At 66.8% G+C, this 12961-nt stretch carries 13 protein-coding genes; 4 read left to right on the top strand and 9 right to left on the bottom strand.

What is annotated here, in order from left to right:
* Positions 1 to 99: 99 nt before the first annotated feature.
* Both QI450_RS16620 and QI450_RS16615 read right to left on the bottom strand, forming a co-directional pair.
* On the bottom strand, positions 100 to 480 hold the full coding sequence (locus QI450_RS16620) for an STAS/SEC14 domain-containing protein (protein ID WP_226775524.1): 381 nt from the start codon (positions 478 to 480) through the stop codon (positions 100 to 102).
* A 132-nt stretch (positions 481 to 612) separates the two neighbouring features.
* On the bottom strand, positions 613 to 1656 hold the full coding sequence (locus QI450_RS16615) for an NAD(P)-dependent alcohol dehydrogenase (protein WP_226775525.1): 1044 nt from the start codon (positions 1654 to 1656) through the stop codon (positions 613 to 615).
* Positions 1657 to 1848: 192 nt separating this feature from the next.
* Here QI450_RS16615 and QI450_RS16610 point away from each other — a divergent pair, with 192 nt between their 5' ends.
* Entirely contained in the window at positions 1849 to 2766 is a 918-nt protein-coding gene (locus QI450_RS16610) for a helix-turn-helix transcriptional regulator (protein ID WP_226775526.1), read from the top strand.
* Here the strand turns inward: QI450_RS16610 and QI450_RS16605 are convergent.
* Genes QI450_RS16605 through QI450_RS16595 form a run of 3 tightly spaced genes read right to left on the bottom strand, consistent with a single transcriptional unit; the run spans position 2735 to position 6926 of the window.
* Positions 2735 to 4489: a biotin carboxylase N-terminal domain-containing protein gene (locus tag QI450_RS16605; RefSeq protein ID WP_226775527.1), complete on the bottom strand. Its 1755-nt coding sequence runs from the start codon at positions 4487 to 4489 to the stop codon at positions 2735 to 2737. The two genes, QI450_RS16610 and QI450_RS16605, sit on opposite strands and share 32 nt — an antisense overlap.
* Complete coding sequence (locus QI450_RS16600; RefSeq protein WP_226775528.1) at positions 4489 to 6126, bottom strand: 5-oxoprolinase/urea amidolyase family protein; 1638 nt, start codon at positions 6124 to 6126, stop codon at positions 4489 to 4491. The genes QI450_RS16605 and QI450_RS16600 overlap by 1 nt, the downstream gene beginning before the upstream one ends.
* Before the next feature lie 41 nt (positions 6127 to 6167).
* The gene (locus QI450_RS16595; protein ID WP_226775529.1) at positions 6168 to 6926 is read right to left on the bottom strand and encodes a 5-oxoprolinase subunit PxpA; all 759 of its coding nucleotides are present in this window, start codon (positions 6924 to 6926) and stop codon (positions 6168 to 6170) included.
* Positions 6927 to 7426: 500 nt separating this feature from the next.
* On the opposite strand from QI450_RS16595, the gene QI450_RS16590 reads away from it, so the two are divergent.
* Positions 7427 to 7762 (top strand): hypothetical protein, encoded by a 336-nt coding sequence (locus tag QI450_RS16590; protein WP_226775530.1) that lies wholly within the window; start codon positions 7427 to 7429, stop codon positions 7760 to 7762.
* An 18-nt stretch (positions 7763 to 7780) separates the two neighbouring features.
* Here QI450_RS16590 and QI450_RS16585 read toward each other — a convergent pair whose 3' ends face one another.
* Complete coding sequence (locus tag QI450_RS16585) at positions 7781 to 8533, bottom strand: LysR substrate-binding domain-containing protein (protein WP_226775531.1); 753 nt, start codon at positions 8531 to 8533, stop codon at positions 7781 to 7783.
* A gap of 90 nt (positions 8534 to 8623) precedes the next feature.
* Here QI450_RS16585 and QI450_RS16580 point away from each other — a divergent pair, with 90 nt between their 5' ends.
* Both QI450_RS16580 and QI450_RS16575 read left to right on the top strand, forming a co-directional pair.
* Positions 8624 to 9028 carry a DUF5997 family protein gene (locus QI450_RS16580; RefSeq protein WP_226775532.1) on the top strand — a complete coding sequence of 135 codons (405 nt, stop codon included), beginning with the start codon at positions 8624 to 8626 and terminating at the stop codon, positions 9026 to 9028.
* 177 nt (positions 9029 to 9205) lie between these two features.
* Positions 9206 to 9835 (top strand): hypothetical protein, encoded by a 630-nt coding sequence (locus tag QI450_RS16575; protein WP_226775533.1) that lies wholly within the window; start codon positions 9206 to 9208, stop codon positions 9833 to 9835.
* 54 nt (positions 9836 to 9889) lie between these two features.
* Here the strand turns inward: QI450_RS16575 and QI450_RS16570 are convergent, their stop codons facing one another.
* From QI450_RS16570 to QI450_RS16560, 3 genes are all read right to left on the bottom strand, one after another.
* On the bottom strand, positions 9890 to 10372 hold the full coding sequence (locus QI450_RS16570) for a pyridoxamine 5'-phosphate oxidase family protein (RefSeq protein WP_226775534.1): 483 nt from the start codon (positions 10370 to 10372) through the stop codon (positions 9890 to 9892).
* Positions 10373 to 10491: 119 nt separating this feature from the next.
* Entirely contained in the window at positions 10492 to 12015 is a 1524-nt protein-coding gene (locus QI450_RS16565) for an APC family permease (protein WP_226775535.1), read from the bottom strand.
* Complete coding sequence (locus tag QI450_RS16560) at positions 12012 to 12926, bottom strand: universal stress protein (RefSeq protein WP_226775536.1); 915 nt, start codon at positions 12924 to 12926, stop codon at positions 12012 to 12014. Before QI450_RS16560 ends, QI450_RS16565 begins: the two co-directional genes overlap by 4 nt.
* Positions 12927 to 12961 lie beyond the last annotated feature (35 nt).

The following is a 12961-nucleotide window of genomic DNA, read 5'->3' as shown; positions in this document are numbered from 1 at the left end:
TAGTAATCATATTGGCGCGTTACACATCGTTGTACATGCGGTGTCCAGCGGTCGGGCGGCTGGCGCGAGGCGGCACGTGCCTCCGATCGGGTCCGGGCCCTACGTGCGGGTCTTGAGGATTTCCGCGAGCCACGTCAGGGCTGCGTTCCTGGAGGTGAAGAATTCGTGCGGATAACGGGTGTGCCTGGTCATTGCGGCAGCGATCACGCGGTCCACTGCACTGGATCCGAGGACCGCGATGGCCAGCACGCCTGAGGTCTGGGCAAACTCGCGCCTGGCCGCGGCACTGATTTCCACATCGGTCATTTCCGAGAGCATCGGCATCGGGATTCCGCCCGTGATCCGTTCCACGGCCAGCATGGCATCCTTGGCGTCCTGGACGTCAACGAAGGAGCCGGGGCGCCAGACGGATTCTATGATCCCGCCGCGGACACTCAGGGAGTTCTTACCCTCCGCGGCGAGAGTTCGTTCAGGCATCATTGTGATAATCCTAAGCCTCGGCCGGACATCCGCACGACAGCAGCGCCCCGGGGCGGCGCTGCCTGCGGTCCGGTGAAGCCAAAAAAGGGCCCGGCCGGTTCACGCCGGCCGAGCCCTTTTCCGCGGACGGGATTAGGCCAGCGTGGCGGTGTCAATCACAAAACGGTACCGCACATCTGAGGCCAGCACCCGCTCGTAGGCCTCGTTGATCTTGTCGGCCCCAATGACCTCGATCTCGGCACCGAGCTTGTGCTCGGCGCAGAAGTCCAGCATTTCCTGGGTCTCCCGGATGCCGCCGATCAGCGAGCCGGCGAAGGACCGGCGGCCACCGATCAGCGAAAAGACGTTCAGCGAGAGCGGTTCGGCCGGGGCGCCGACGTTGACCATTGCGCCGTCGACGGCCAGCAGGGACAGGTAGGCGTCCAGGTCGATCTTCGCGCTGACCGTGTTCAGGATCAGGTCGAAGGAGCCGGCCAGCTGCTCGAACGTGGACGGATCGCTGGTGGCGAAGTAGTGGTCCGCACCCAGGCGCAGCCCGTCCTCCTGCTTCTTCAAGGACTGCGAGAGCACCGTGACGTCAGCGCCCATCGCGTGTGCGATCTTGACGGCGACGTGGCCCAGCCCGCCAAGGCCAACAACCGCGACCTTTTTGCCGGGGCCGGCGCCCCAGTGGTTCAGCGGCGAGAAGGTGGTGATGCCTGCGCAGAGCAGCGGCGCGGCGACGTCGAGTTCCAGGCTTTCCGGAATCCGGACCACAAAGTCCTCGGTGACCACAACGTGCGTGGAGTAGCCGCCCTGTGTGATCGTTCCGTCGCGGTCCACGGCGCCGTAGGTGCCGATGTTGCCCTTGACGCAGAACTGCTCTTCACCCTTCAGGCAATTGACGCATTCGCGGCAGGAGTTGACCATGCAGCCGACGCCGACCCGGTCGCCGACGGCGTGCTTCGTGACGGCGGAGCCGACCTCGCTGACGATGCCGGCGATTTCGTGTCCCGGGGACAGCGGGTACTGCTGCGGTCCCCAGTCTCCGCGGACGGTATGGATGTCAGAGTGGCAGATGCCGGCGAACTTGATGTCGATCAGGATGTCGTGCGCGCCAACGTCGCGGCGTTCGATGGTGGTCGGAACAAGGGGTTCCGTCGCGGAGATGGCGGCATAAGCGTTAACGGTAAGCATGGGTCTCCTGTTTGTGGGGTTCAGGGGGAGTTTGCCCCGGCGTTCGGCACCGGTGCGGTGCGGCCTTTCGGCCCGGACGTCATCGGGGGCACTCTCCATCAAACACCAACCCGTTGCCGTTCAGGGAGTCACTGCCAGTACCCCTACCAGCAGGGCCTCCCTGGCAGCGCCTTACCCTCTAACGTTGGAGGCATGGACAATCAGAGCGAGACCCGGGACTTCCTTGCCACCCGGCGGGCGAAAATAACCCCCGAACAGGCGGGATTGCCCGTCTCCGGCGGCAACCGCCGCGTCCCGGGACTGCGGCGCGGCGAGGTTGCCCTGCTGGCCGGGGTAAGTGTCGAGTATTACACCCGGCTGGAACGCGGGAACCTCGCCGGAGTCTCCGAGGGAGTACTGGAAGCGCTGGCGCGGGCCCTGCAGCTGGACGCGGCAGAGCAGGCGCACTTGTTCGATCTGGCCAGGGCCGCGGGCAACAGCCGCAGGCCCCAGCGCCGCCGCGCGGCCGCCCAGCCGGTCCGTGCCGGCGTGCAGTTGATGCTCGACGCGATCGCGAACGCACCGGCTTTTGTGCATAACGGGCGACTGGACATCCTCGCGGCCAACCAGCTCGGCTTCGCCCTGTATTCGGAGATGTTCGCCGGCCCTGTCCGGCCGGCCAACCATGCCCGGTTCATCTTCCTGGACAACCGCGCGTACGGCTTCTACCCGGACTGGGACCGGGCCGCTGACGACACCGTGGCGATCTTGCGCACCGAGGCCGGCCGCGACCCCTACGACCGCGGCCTGACCGACCTGGTCGGGGAACTTTCCACCCGCAGCGAGGAGTTCCGCACCCGGTGGGCGGCGCACAATGTACGCCAGCACTACACCGGGCGCAAGCATCTCCGCCACCCCGTGGTGGGCGATCTCCACCTGATGTACGAGGCCTTGGATCTCTCCGCCGACGCCGGGCTGTCGCTGCTTGTTTATACCGCCGAGCCCGGTTCAAGCTCGGAGGATGCCGTCCGGCTGCTGGCCACTTGGGCCGCTAGTGGGCAGCCAAAGGCTCAGCCGGCACCGGCGCAGCAGTCAGCGCCTAGCCAATCAGAGCCAGCACCGCTCCAGTAGTGACAACGCCGCCGGCTTCCGCGCGGACGCCGGTCAGCGTGCCGTTGCGGTGGGCGGAGACCTGAGTTTCCATTTTCATCGCTTCCAGCACAACAACGGGGTCCCCCGCCGCGACTTCGGTGCCCGGTTCCACAAGCCACTTGACTACGGTGCCGGCCATGTCGGCCCGCAGTTCTCCCGGGTCAACGGGGGCAGGTCCGCCACCGGAGGCCTCCGCCTGGGTGATCCGCTCCGGGAGGGCGCCGCCGGAACGTGCCCAGCCGTCCAACAGTTCAGCCGGCAGCCCGACTGCCATCCGGCGGCCGTCCACCTCGACGGTGATGGTCCGGCGTTCGCCGTCGGGAACCGAAGTGCTGTAGCCCGGGTCGGCAGGGACACGGTCCGCGAAGTCGGTTTCGATCCAGCGGGTGTGGATTCCCAGGCCGGCTTCAGAGGTGAAGTCCGGGGATTCCAGCACGGCACGGTGGAAGGGCAGCACGGTGGCCACCCCGGTGATGCTGATTTCGGCGAGGGCACGGCGGGCACGGCGCAGGGCCTGCTGGCGGTCGGCGCCGGTGACGATCAATTTTGCCAGCAGCGAGTCAAACTGCGGCGGAACGAAGGAGCCGGAACGGACACCGGTGTCGAGCCGGATCCCCGGGCCGGTGGGGCCGTGGAACTCCGCTACCGTGCCGGGCGATGGCAGGAAACCGCGCCCAACATCCTCGGCATTGAGCCGGAATTCGAACGAGTGCCCCCTCGGCGCCGGGTCCGCCGTGAGGCGCAACCGCTCCCCCGCAGCGATTCGGAATTGCTCCTGCACCAGGTCGATCCCGGTTGTTTCCTCCGTGATGGGATGCTCCACCTGCAGTCGGGTGTTTACCTCGAGGAATGCCACTGTGCCGTCCGCGGCAACCAGGAATTCGACAGTGCCCGCGCCGGAGTAGCGGGCTTCGCGGCAGACGGCCTTCGCGCCGTTGTAGATCTGAAGCGTCTGGTCCTCGCTGAGGAACGGCGCGGGGGCCTCCTCCACGAGCTTCTGGTGCCGGCGCTGAAGCGAGCAGTCGCGGGTTCCGACGACAACGACGTTGCCGTGCGTATCCGCGAGGATCTGTGCCTCGACGTGCCGCGGACGGTCCAGGTAGCGCTCCACAAAGCAGTCGCCGCGGCCGAACGCGGCGACGGCTTCCCGGACGGCCGAGTCAAAGGCTTCCTCGACTTCGTCGAGGGCGCGGACCACCTTCATCCCGCGGCCGCCGCCGCCAAAGGCCGCCTTGATGGCGATCGGCAGTCCGTGCTGTTCTGCGAAGGCGCGGGCCTCTGCAGCGGATTCGACCGGGCCGGCACTGCCTGCGACAAGCGGGGCACCGGCGCGCACGGCCGCCTCGCGGGCAGTGATCTTATTGCCGAGCAACCGGATGGCCTCCGGGGTCGGCCCAATCCAGGTGAGTCCGGCATCGAGGACGGCCTGGGCGAATTCGGCGTTCTCCGAGAGGAAGCCGTAGCCGGGGTGAAGGGCGTCGGCGCCGGATTCGGCCGCTGCTGCCAGCAGCTTGGGGATATTCAGGTAGGTTTCGGCCGGTGAATTCCCGCCCAGGGCATAGGCCTCGTCGGCGACGGAAACGTGCAGGGCGTCGGCGTCGATGTCCGCGTACACGGCGACGGAGGCCAGCTGTGCGTCGTCACAGGCCCGGATGATCCGGACGGCTATTTCACCGCGGTTGGCGATCAGGACCTTGCGCATCAGTTACTCACTTCTTCTTTGGGGGTGGCGTGTTCGGTGGCCGGGTTTTCCGCCCAGCGGAAGCGGATCCGGCCGCCGATAGGGACCTGGGCGGCGAGATCCAGCTGGGAATCGACCACCACGGCAATCACGGGGTAGCCGCCGGTGATCGGATGGTCGGCGAGGAAGAGGACCGGAAGCCCTTCCGGCGGGACCTGCAGGGCGCCGGCGACTGTGCCCTCGCTGGCGAGTTCGCCTTGCCGGCTGCGCTGCAGCGCAGATCCCTGCAGGCGCATGCCGACCCGGTTGGACTGTGGTTTCACTTCCCACTCCTGGCCGCAGAAGGACGCCAGGGCTGCGGCATCGAACCAGTCGGCACGGGGACCGGGGACAACGTCGAGCACCGTCACTCCGGCGCCCGGGAAGTCCGGCTGCAGTTCGGGATGCCCGACGACGCCGGATTCGGCTTCGCCGCCGGCGGCGAAGAGCTGGCCGGCGGCCAGCGGTGCGGGGCCGATCCCGGACATGGTGTCAGTGGAGCGGCTGCCCAGCACCGGGGAGCTGTCTACGCCGCCGCGAATGGCGAGGTAACTGCGGAAACCACGTTCCGGCGCGCCGATGGTCAGGGTTTCGCCGTCGAGCAGGGCGAAGGGTGTGGCCATTGGGACAGTCCGGCGGGCGGCCGCACAGCCATCCGGGGGCAGCGATTCGATGGCCAGTTCCGATGGCGCCCCGGCGACCGCGAGGACCTGGTCGCCGACTGCCTGCACGCGAAGGCCTCCCGCGACCGTTTCGACAGCGGCGGCCGACGGCGCGTTCCCGACAAGGCGGTTGGCCCGGCGCAGCGAAGCCCGGTCCAGCGCCCCGGCGGCGGAGACGCCCATACCGGAGTGCCCGTGGCGGCCAAGGTCCTGGATCAGGCTCTGCAGACCCGGCGAAACAACCCGCAGGCCGGATTCCACCCCGGCATCGGCAACCCCGGCAGAGGGTTTCGGGGCCAGCGCCACTGCGTCCCGGACCGCGCGGAACTGGACCCGGTGGCCGGGGGCGGCAAGGGCGGGCTGTTCCCGGTCCAGGTCCCACATGCCGGCGCCGGTACGGCCGATCAGCTGCCACCCGCCGGGTGAGCGGCGCGGATAGACGGCCGAGTAGTTGCCGGCCAGCGCCACCGAACCTGCCGGCACGGCGGTGCGCGGCGAGCTGCGCCGCGGGACCTCGAGGGACTGGTTTTCCCCCACCATGTAGCCAAAGCCCGGGGCGAACCCGGCGAAAGCCACGGTCCAGATTTGCCCGGTATGGGCTGCGATCACGCCGTCGGCCCCAAGACCGGTCAGTTCCCCGGCTTCGGCGAGGTCCTCGCCGTCGTACACCGTTTCGATGACCACGAGCTCGCCGTCCCGCTGCACGGGCGCGGTGAGGTCGAGCTGGAGCAGTTGCCGGGCGATCCGCCGGGCGGACCCGGGCGAGTCAGCCATGACCAGCACAGTTTCGGCTGCCGCGAGGACGTCCAACTGGCCCGGCAACGGGTTCTCGAGCAGCATTCCCTGCAGGGCCAGCACATCTTGGGTTCCGGTAAGTTCGGCAAGTACCGCACGGGTTCCCACCGCCCGCACAAAGCGGACCTTTTGTACTGCCAGGGTTTCCATAGCTGCTTTCATCGTTGCCGGTGCCTTGAACTGGATCCGAACCGCGTCGGCGGCTAGACGAACGCGGCAGTGTTGATGCCCGCGGCGGACAAGGCCGCGCGGACCTCCGCCGCCATGCTGACGGCGCCCGGGGTGTCGCCGTGCACGCAGATGCTCTCGGCGCGGATCTTCAGGATGGAGCCGTCAATCGTGCGGACGGTTGAATCGGAGGCCATCCGGAGGACATGCTCGGTGACCTCCGCATGGTCGTGGAGGACGGCTCCGGGAAGCGTTCGGGACACCAGGGTGCCGTCCGGATTGTAGGCCCGGTCCGCGAAGGCTTCGGTCACGGCACGGAGCCCGGCAGCCTCTGCGAGACGGAGCACTTCGGATCCGGGCAGGCCCAGGATGGGCAGGTTCGGATCCACGGACTTCACGGCGTCGACCACGGCTTTCGCTTGCGCCGTGTGCGCGACAATTGCGTTATACAGGCCGCCATGCGGCTTGACGTAGGTGACAGTGCCGCCCTCGGCCGCGGCCAGGGCCTGCAGCGCACCGATCTGGTAGACGACGTCGTCAGCCAGTTCAATCGGGTCGATGTCCAGGAAGCGGCGGCCGAAACCGGCGAGGTCACGGTAGCCGACGTGGGCACCGATCACGACGCCGGCGGCGACCGCCTCGCGGCAGGTCCGGCGGATGACGCTGGGGTCACCGGCGTGGAATCCGCAGGCCACGTTGGCGCTGGAGACCGAGCCGAACATCGCCGTATCGTCGCCCAGGCTCCAGCGCCCGTAGGACTCGCCAACGTCGCTGTTCAGGTCAATGCTTGCCATTTGTGATCCTCATCTCATTGCTGCTCTTTAATAAGGATGCACTAAATACACGAATTGTTCAACAATTCTTCGAGCCGGTGCTGCGGCGCCGGGGCGGGACCACGCGCAGAACAAGCTGCGGCGCACATTCAGCCCTGCGACGCGGTAAATTCCCGCCGCTACCGGATTACGGCGTCCGCAAGTATTCCGCGCATCTTGATCGGCATTGCCCGCCCTGGGCCGCGGCCCGGGCAAGTGCACCGCCAGTTTCCGCCGGAGTTTTTCAGCCGAAGGGAGTCCTGCCGCCGCCGTTATGGCCACACAGGAGCCTGCCGGCGCCAACACAACAGCACTGGCCTCCGGTGACACGGGCCGTTCGTTGTGGCTTTTCCGCACCGCGTGATCTGGCGGCAGCGTCCCTGTTTTCCACCGAACCGTTTTCCACCGAACCGTTTTCCATCGAACCGGGGAGAAGCGCCGGCGGCCGGCTTCGGGCGAGCGGCCCTTGCTAGGGTGAACGAATGAAACTTCGCCTCGCCGCCCTGTCCGCTGCTGCCCTGATGATCGCGCTGACGGGCTGCGGGCAGGTGCAGGACGCCGCCAACAAGGCCGTCAGCGACGGCGCCTCCCAGGTTGCCACAGCTGCCGGGAGTGAAATCAAGAAGCAGGCGTGCTCCCTCGTGGCGGACGGCTTGGTCAGCGTGAAGGACAAGGAAGTGCTCGGCAGCCTGGTCTCCGGCGCGGAGAAAGCGGGAGTTCCCGCGGAGATCGTCACTCCGCTGCGCCAGATCGCCGACTCCGGGGATCAGGCGCCGGCCGAGTCCGTCCAGGCTCTCCAGGACGCCTGCGCCAAGTAGCTCCCGGGCAGCGGATCCTTAGCGCTTGCCTCTTTTCCTGGAACCTTTCCCGCGGCCCTTATCCGGGTTCGGGGCGTACCGTTGAGCCACCTTTGGCTTCTTTACGGCAGGGCCGCGCCGGTCAGGCTTCGGTTCCTTTTTGGGCTTTTCCTGGTTGGCAGAGGGCTGGCGGGAGCTCGCGGCAGTGCGGCCGCGGACAATTCCGATGAACTCCTCGATCACTTCATCAGTGGTTTCGCTGCGCCACGCCACTGCGATCTCCGTGGCGGGCGCCCCGGTCAGTTTGCGCGCCACAGTGTCCTTGACGTTGAAGTGGCGCGCCACGGACATGGGCAGGATAACGAGGCCAGCCCCCGTCGCCACCACCTGCAGGGCCATTTCGGGGCCGCCAAGTTCGGCGACGTCCAGGAACGACTCCGTGGCGAGATCGGCCAGCGCCACTTCCTCGAACACGGAGATCTCATGTCCCTTGGGCGCCACCACCACTGGCTGTTCCTCGTACAGGGCAATAACGCTCAAGCCCTCGCGCTCCACGGGCAGCCGGACAAAGCTCAGGTCGGCGGAACCGTCGCGCAGCACGGCGAGCTGGGTGCCGTCGTCGGACATAAAGGAACGTAGCGGAACATCAGGCATCCGCTCTTCCCAGCGCCGCGTCCACTTGCCCGGCGTTACGCCGGCGACGTACGCGAAACGCAACTCCCGGGCGGCTGCTTCGGCCGGGACGGCGGTGGCTTCATCTGGGGTCTGGGGAGGTTCTTCTGCTGCGGACACATGTTCACAGTACCGCCCGGCCCGGCGCATGGCGGGTCTTAGGGTTCAGTACCGGTGCCCGCTCCCGCTCTGGCCGGATACCCTTGAACCATGACCTCTGCAAACTCCCAGTCCATGAAGCCGGCCACCGTTGCCAAGAAGCTTGGCATCTACCTGCCCGCAACACCCCAGGAGTTCCAGGATTCGGTTATCAGCCGCGCCGATTTCGCCGAGCTCCAGGCCACCCCGCCGGAGTGGCTCGCGGAACTTCGCCGCAACGGCCCGCATCCCCGCCCGGTGGTCGCCCAGAAGCTTAACGTCTCCATCAGCGGCCTGGCCCGCGGCGGCGTCGAGGAGGCGCTGACGACGGCGGAGATCACCGCGCTGCTGCAGGCGCCCCCGGCTTGGCTGGTCGCCGAACGCTCCACCCACGCCGCCGTCCGTGCCGAAGCCCAGCGGGTCAAGGATGAAGCCGCGAAGAAGGACACCAAAAACGAACGCAACTCGGCCGAATAGCCGCTGAAGGCGGCGGGCAAGCTCAGTCCCGGTGCGGCCGGATGAAGTTCCCGCAACCGACATCGAATAACTGACACCCTCGGCCCCCGGCTGACCATTGACGGCCCGCCGTCCATGGACTCCAATGGAATCAGTGGAACCGCGCCCGCACCGGGCCGAATCCCTGGAGGTGTTGGAATGGCGTCACCGTTCTTGTCCGCCCCGTTCGCGTTATGGCAATTCCTGGCGCTGGCCGCCGTTGTGGTGATCGCTGCGGGAGCCTCGGTCTACCTGGTCCGCAAGCACAAGGCCGCAGAGGATGGCCTGCCGGATGCCGTTTTCTGGGATGCTTTCGCCGGGCTCGCCGTCGCCGTTCCGGCGGTAATCCTCCCCGCCCTGGCGGCACCTTGGGCCGGGCTCCTGCTCGCCATTCTCGCCGCCGCCGCGGCTGCCGCCAGCTACCTGGGGACGCCCGGGATCGTCGAGAAGACGGCGGCCCGCCGGTTCGCCCGGGAGACTGCTGGCCGCAACGAACTCGCAGCCGCCCGGCACCGCAGCGCCCTGGCACGATGGCAACGCTACGAACTCGACCCCGCGCATTGCATCGATTACCCCGCCATGAGTGACCCGCGGCAACCGGAGACGGCGGTGCTGATCCGGGCCATAAAGGCCGCAGAGCTGCTCCGGGGCGGAACCGATCCCGGCTACGCCCCGGCTGTCGCCCGCCTGGAACAAGCCCTCGCCGAGGCCGAACGCGCCGCCGGGGTGCAACACAAGGCCCCGGTCCGCACCGCGGCCTTGGTGACGGCGGATCCCGTGCTCGGCTGACGCCGGCGGCAACTCACCCGCGCGCGGCAACGCTCCGCCGCAAGCGGACCAGCATTACAGCTCCACAGTGCCGCTTTCGCCCACGCTCATCCGGTTGTGCATAACCTTGGACTTAACCCACTGGAGCACAGTCGCGGCCGTCCCGCCAGGGCTGGTCCAGTACTCGGCAGAGTCCGAATCGACATGCAGCAGCACCACGTCGGGGGTATCGGGACCGTCCGGGAACCAAGCCTCGACCATCGGGTTCCAGAGCCCGCGGATCTTCGCGCGGTCCGTAACAACTTCCGCCGTCCCGGCCACGGACACCCATTCCGTCCCTTTGCCGAAGGAGACGTTGACGGCCGGATGGGCCCGGACGTGGGCTACCTGGGAGGTGGTGGCGGAGGTGAAGAACCACATATCCCCGTCCTCCAACACGTCCTGGACGGCAAGCGGCCGGCTGACCAATGCGCCCTCGTTATTAACTGTGGTGAACATTCCGATCCGCGAATCGTTGATGATGTCCGTAACTTTGCTGATGTTTGCTGCGTCCGACATGCTGTCACCTCGTTCAGGTTCCGAACGGGGGAAGGTCCCCCTTCCGACAGCCTATTGGTAAGTGTGCTTACTTATCAACAACTGCCGGCAGGAGGACCTTCCCGGTGTTGACTGCGGGCTCAGTATCCCTTGGACAGAACCTTGCCCTTGAAGAACTCCGGGCGGAGCTTGTACATAACCAGCATCAGGACCACTCCCAGCAGGATCACGCCCATGCCCAGGATGAACACGAGGCCGATTCCGCCGACCGATGAACCGGAACCGTACGCCGGGTCCATGGAGTCATACGCGGTCTTGAGGAACATCACCAGAAGGATAATGCCGCCCAGCAGCGGGGAGAGGAATTTGAAGAAGAACGAGTGCGCCCCCTTGAAGGCCTCGCTCCGGAAGAACCAGACGCAGGCCAGAGCCGTGATGCCGTAGTAGAAGCAGATCATCATGCCCAGGGCGGTGATGGTGTCCCACAACGCATTCTCGGAGGTGGTCCGGGTGACCACGTAGAACGCCGCGGCGGCGATGGCGGCGGCAATCGTGGCGTAGCTCGGAGACTTGAACGTGGGACTGATCTTGCCGAATTTCGCCGGCAGCGCCTGGTAATGGCCCATCGCCAGCAGCGTTCGTGCCGGGGAAACGAACGTCGACTGCAAGGACGCGGCCGAGCTGCTCAGGATGGACAGGGACATCAGGATCGCGAACGGGCCCATCACCGGTCCGGCGAGGACCGCGAAGATACTTCCCTGGTTCTCGGGGTTTCCGGCACCCAGGCCTTCCTCTCCGACGCCGGCGAAAGACAGTGTCGCAAGGGCCACAGTCATGTAGATGATCACGATGACCAGCACTGTGACGGTGGCCGCTCGGCCCGGGGTCTTCTCCGGGTTGCGGGTTTCCTCGTTCATGGTCAACGTGACGTCCCAGCCCCAGTAAATGAAGATCGAGAGCGAGACGCCGGCGGCGAAAGCCGAGAAGGATCCAACGGCAAACGGGTTGAACCAGTCGGGGGTGATCGCCGTGGCGTCAAAGGCTGTGCCGTTGGCGACGTGGCTAAAAGCGGCGATGGCGAACCAGCCGAGCACAAAGAGCTGGAACGCGACGAGCACGTACTGGACACCCTTCGTCGTTTCCATGCCGCGGTAGGAGATCCAACAGGCCAGCGCGATGAACACCAGCGTGGTGGCGATGTTCACGGGCAGGTTCAGGGTCAGGTCAGCCAGATCGGGATTGCTGAACACCTGGGCCAGCATGAGGTAGAAGAAGTCAACGGCGACGGCCGCCAGGTTGGACAACACAATGATCGTCGCGGCGATCAGTCCCCAGCCGCCCATCCAACCGATCCATGGACCGAAGGCGCGCGAGGCCCAGGTGAAGGATGTGCCGGCGTCGGGCATCGCGTTGTTCAGCTCCCGGTAACCGAATGCGACGAGCAGCATCGGAAAGAACCCCACCAGGAAGATGGCCGGCAACTGCACTCCGACCTCGGCGACAGTGGGCCCGAGGGCGGCGGTCAGGGTGTAGGCCGGGGCAATACAGGAAACGCCAATAACGACGGCGCCGATCAGTCCCACCGATCCGGCTTTCAGGCCCTTGGCGCTGAGTCCTGCGTGGGTATCGTGCGCGGTCTTGGCCGTCGCGTGTTCGGTGCTCATGATGGGGCCTCTCCGGAGGTGTCATTCAACGTTGAATGGTTCTGGTGCTTGAGTTCGTAGCCGCTGGGTACCACAAACATCGGCACCGGAAGGGCGCGCAGGATGCGGTTCGCTGTGCTTCCCAGAAATATGGACCGCGGGTGGGCCAGCCGGCTAGAGCCGATGACCAGGATCTCCCCGTCCTCCCAGTCGAGGCCGTCTACGGCCTCTTCGATGCTCCGGCCCTGCGCAACGACCACATCCGTGGCGGCCGAGAGCGGGTCACCGGAAGGGCTGGCCGGCGCGGCGTCCGCGACAGTCTTTTCGGCGTACTCGCGGGCGGCCTCGGCCGACGCTGCCGAATCACCGCCGTCAAGAGCGAGCAACGACACCACCCGCAGCGGCACGGACCGGTTCGCTGCCATGCCGATGGCGAAGTCGAGCAGCTTCTCCGCCCCCGTCCGGGTGCCGAGTCCACAACTGATCCGGGCCAGGGCCTCCGTCCGGTGGTAGCCGCGGGGGGCCAAGGCCACCGGAACGGTCGATGCGTGGAGCAGCGCGCTGGCTACCGACCCGATGGTAAATCGCTTAAAAAGCCCGTTGCTGGTGGCCCCGATCACGAGGACGTCGGCCCCCAGCTCCTCGGCCGCCTGGATCAGTGTCCGGGCGTCGGAATCTCCGCTGCGGATATGGGCCCGCGCCGGGACGTCCGCCGGAACGAGGGCAAGGGCCTCGTCGAGCCATTGTTGTGCCTGCTCGTTCAGCAGCGTCTCGAAACCGGCCTTGGGTGCATGGGCGGCGGCTACCTGCTGGATTTCGGGCACTGCCAGCACCAAATCCAGGCTGGCACCGCGGCCCCGGGCCAGCGAGATGGCCAGGTTAATGGCATCGTGGCCTCTCGCATTGGCTGAATATCCCACTACATAACGCATCTGGCCGGTCCTTTCTGGAGGGTTGCGCGGGCTGG

Source organism: Arthrobacter sp. EM1 (assembly GCF_029964055.1).
In the GTDB taxonomy this organism is placed as follows: Bacteria; Actinomycetota; Actinomycetes; order Actinomycetales; family Micrococcaceae; genus Arthrobacter.
The sequence above is the reverse complement of the archived record's forward strand: the minus strand, read 5'-3'. Positions and strand labels throughout refer to the sequence as shown.

Coding starts and splice junctions, on each gene's coding strand:
- QI450_RS16620 (WP_226775524.1), bottom strand. CDS start 480: ATGATGCCTGAACGAACTCTCGCCGCGGAGGGTAAGAACTCCCTGAGT.
- QI450_RS16615 (WP_226775525.1), bottom strand. CDS start 1,656: ATGCTTACCGTTAACGCTTATGCCGCCATCTCCGCGACGGAACCCCTT.
- QI450_RS16610 (WP_226775526.1), top strand. CDS start 1,849: ATGGACAATCAGAGCGAGACCCGGGACTTCCTTGCCACCCGGCGGGCG.
- QI450_RS16605 (WP_226775527.1), bottom strand. CDS start 4,489: ATGCGCAAGGTCCTGATCGCCAACCGCGGTGAAATAGCCGTCCGGATC.
- QI450_RS16600 (WP_226775528.1), bottom strand. CDS start 6,126: ATGAAAGCAGCTATGGAAACCCTGGCAGTACAAAAGGTCCGCTTTGTG.
- QI450_RS16595 (WP_226775529.1), bottom strand. CDS start 6,926: ATGGCAAGCATTGACCTGAACAGCGACGTTGGCGAGTCCTACGGGCGC.
- QI450_RS16590 (WP_226775530.1), top strand. CDS start 7,427: ATGAAACTTCGCCTCGCCGCCCTGTCCGCTGCTGCCCTGATGATCGCG.
- QI450_RS16580 (WP_226775532.1), top strand. CDS start 8,624: ATGACCTCTGCAAACTCCCAGTCCATGAAGCCGGCCACCGTTGCCAAG.
- QI450_RS16575 (WP_226775533.1), top strand. CDS start 9,206: ATGGCGTCACCGTTCTTGTCCGCCCCGTTCGCGTTATGGCAATTCCTG.
- QI450_RS16570 (WP_226775534.1), bottom strand. CDS start 10,372: ATGTCGGACGCAGCAAACATCAGCAAAGTTACGGACATCATCAACGAT.
- QI450_RS16565 (WP_226775535.1), bottom strand. CDS start 12,015: ATGAGCACCGAACACGCGACGGCCAAGACCGCGCACGATACCCACGCA.
- QI450_RS16560 (WP_226775536.1), bottom strand. CDS start 12,926: ATGCGTTATGTAGTGGGATATTCAGCCAATGCGAGAGGCCACGATGCC.